At 74.1% G+C, this 2,740-nt stretch carries 3 protein-coding genes; 1 reads left to right on the top strand and 2 read right to left on the bottom strand.

The window, feature by feature from the left end:
* Both GPJ59_RS35315 and GPJ59_RS35310 read right to left on the bottom strand, forming a co-directional pair.
* Positions 1-1,248 (bottom strand): MFS transporter (locus GPJ59_RS35315; RefSeq protein ID WP_219672180.1); only part of this gene is annotated, 1,248 nt, incomplete at its 3' end.
* The gene (locus GPJ59_RS35310; protein WP_219672179.1) at positions 1,245-2,378 is read right to left on the bottom strand and encodes a PLP-dependent cysteine synthase family protein; all 1,134 of its coding nucleotides are present in this window, start codon (positions 2,376-2,378) and stop codon (positions 1,245-1,247) included. The genes GPJ59_RS35310 and GPJ59_RS35315, both read right to left, overlap by 4 nt.
* Positions 2,379-2,624: 246 nt before the next feature.
* Here GPJ59_RS35310 and kdpF point away from each other — a divergent pair, with 246 nt between their 5' ends.
* A complete protein-coding gene (kdpF, locus tag GPJ59_RS35305) occupies positions 2,625-2,699 on the top strand; it encodes a K(+)-transporting ATPase subunit F (protein ID WP_219672182.1) in 75 nt (24 codons plus the stop codon).
* The last annotated feature ends 41 nt before the right edge of the window (positions 2,700-2,740 follow it).

Raw genomic sequence — 2,740 nt, 5'->3', positions numbered from 1 at the left:
CAGCCGGCCGGTGCGGTCCAGGGCGTACAGGGTGGCGGCGCAGGCCGTGCCGAGCAGCAGCAGCACGGCCCACGGCAGGGCGGAGACCCCCGCGGCGCGGGCGGCGTCCAGGGCCGCACCCGTACCCAGGTTGCCCAGGGTGATCCCGATCCCGCACACGGTGTTGTAGAGCCCGTAGTGCGTGGCGACCAGCCGGTCGCCGGAGAGCCGGACGATCGTGTCCATCTCGAACGGGTACGCGATCATCGTGCCCACGGCCAGCAGCAGCGCCGACAGCGCGGGCGGCACCGCGGCCAGCAGCCACCGCCCCGCGCCACCGGCCTCCGGAACCGGCACGGCCGCGGCCGGCAGCAGCGGCAGGAACGCCGCGCCCATCACCAGCAGTCCCCACACCAGCGCCCGGCCGGGCTCCGTCCTGGCCTTGCACCATGCGGTGACCCGGGTCTGGCCCAGGATGGTGGACAGGCCCGAGACCGCGAAGAGCACGGCGACGGCCGCGGTGGCGCCCGGCCCGTCCCCGCCGATGCGCCGCACCTCCAGCGGCAGGGCGAGGTACACCTGGAAGGACAGTACGTACGAGCCGATCATGGCGAGGGAGAACAGCAGGAACGGGCGGTTGGCGAGGATGCCCCGCCACTGCGCGGCCACGCTCTCGCGGCGGCTGTCCGCGGCGGCCCGGCGGGCCGGCAGGGCGCGGACCTGGACGAGGCCGAGGACCGCGAAGACCGCGGCCGCGGTCAGACAGGTGACCCGGAAGCCGATCCCCGTCAGCACCATGCCGACCAGCGGTCCGAGCAGGATGCCGGCCTGGTAGAAGACGTTGAAGAGGGCGAAGGCCTCCACCCGCCGCTCCCCCGCGTCCAGCGCCAGGTACGCCCGGGTGGCCGGGTTGAACAGCGCCCCGGCCAGGCCGGTGGCGGCCGAGGCGGCGATCAGGGCGGGTACGGAGTCGACCAGGCCGAGGGTGGCGAAGCCGAGGACGCGCAGCAGCAGTCCGGCGATGATCATCGGCTTGTAGCCGAGCCGGTCGGCCAGGGTGCCGCCGACCAGGAACATGCCCTGCTGGCTGAAGTTGCGCACCCCCAGGATCAGTCCGACCAGCCAGGCCGCCAGGCCCAGGGAGCCGGCGAGGTGGGCGGCGAGGTAGGGCATGAGCATGTAGAAGCCCAGGTTGATGGTGAACTGGTTGGCCAGCAGCAGCTGGACGCTGCGGTCGTAGGACCGCACCTGCGCGAGGATGCCGGTCACGGGCGCCGCTCCCCCGCCGGCGCCGCCAGGGTGAGCGGGTCGACCACGGCCGCGCAGCGGGTCCAGCGGGTGACTTCCTTCGCGTCGAGCCGGCCGATCACGTCGGGTTCGGGGGCGGGCGGTCCGGCGAGCAGGCCGTGGGCCGCGCAGTAGTCGTCGTCGTAGACCGTGCCCAGGTAGCGCTGCGGGCCGTCGGGGAAGATCGCCGCGATGCGGGTGGCGGGCGGCATCGTGCGGGCCAGCCAGCCGGCGACGAGCGCGACCGCGCCGACGCTCCAGCCGCCGGTGGCGTAGTGCGAGGAGGCCAGGGCGCGGCAGGCCCACACGGATTCGGCGGGGGCCACCCAGTGCACCTCGGAGAAGTGCTCGTAGGCGACGTTGCGCGGGTAGATGCTCGACCCGAGGCCGCGCATGAGCCGGGTCCGGGCGGGCTGGCCGAAGATCGTCGATCCGATGGTGTCGACGCCGACCAGGGTGAGGCCGGGGTGGAGCTGGCGGAGCACGCGGGAGACGCCGGCGGAGTGGCCGCCGGTGCCGACGCTGCACACGAGTACGTCGATGTGGCCGAGCGCGGCGGCGAGTTCGAGGGCGAGCGGGGTGTAGGCGGAGGTGTTGTCGGGGTTGTTGTACTGGTCCGGGCACCAGGATCCGGGGTGCTGCCGGAGCAGCTCGGCGACCCGCTCGCGCCGGGCCTGCTGCCAGCCGCCCTCGGGGTGCGGCTCGGCGACCAGGTCGACCTGGGCGCCGTACGCGGTCAGCAGCCGGGTCATGGACCCTTCGAGGCCGGGGTCGGTGACCAGGGTGACGGGGTGGCCGTGGACCATGCCGGCGAGGGCGAGGCCGAGGCCGAGGGTGCCGCTGGTGGACTCGATGATGCGGGCCCCCGGGGCGAGGTCGCCGCGGTCGCGGGCCCGCTCGACCATGTGCAGGCCGGGGCGGTCCTTGATGCCGCCGGGGTTGAAGCCCTCCAGCTTGGCCCAGAAGCCGCGGCCGGCGGGGGCGAAGGGCTCGCCCACGCGGAGCAGGGGGGTGTTGCCGACCAGGCCGGAGAGGGCGGGGGTGGCGGATGCGGGGCTGGTGGAGGACGTGGTGCCGGTCGGTGACGTCGTCGGACGTGTCGTCGGGTTCATCGTCTGCTCTCGGTTCTCGGTACTCGGTACGCGGTACTCGGTACGCGGTCGAGTACGTCTCGTCGTGGGGTGCGTCGGGGCGTACGTCGGCCTATGTGCACCAGCGGCACAGGGCGCACAGCCGCTCGCGCCCGGCCGCTACCGCCCCGGCCGGCACCGCGGCCGGCGCCGGGCGCCTGACCGCCGGGTGCGCGCGGGGGGGTCTTCAACCGACAGGGGGGGAACGAAGCGGGGCCCGCCGAGAACATCATCGGCCTGGTCGTGGCCGTCGCCCTGCTGGGCTATCTCATCCTCGCCCTCGTCAAGCCGGAGAGGTTCTGAGCCCCGACATGAGCCCCGTTCTTGCTGACGTGCTCCAGGTG

The sequence above is a fragment of the Streptomyces bambusae genome, assembly GCF_019400985.1.
GTDB classification, from domain to species: domain Bacteria; phylum Actinomycetota; class Actinomycetes; order Streptomycetales; family Streptomycetaceae; genus Streptomyces; species Streptomyces bambusae_A.
This window is presented reverse-complemented; position numbering and strand designations above follow the sequence as displayed.

Excerpts from the sequence above, each read along its gene's own strand:
- GPJ59_RS35310 (WP_219672179.1), bottom strand. The coding sequence starts at position 2,378 with ATGAACCCGACGACACGTCCGACGACGTCACCGACCGGCACCACGTCC.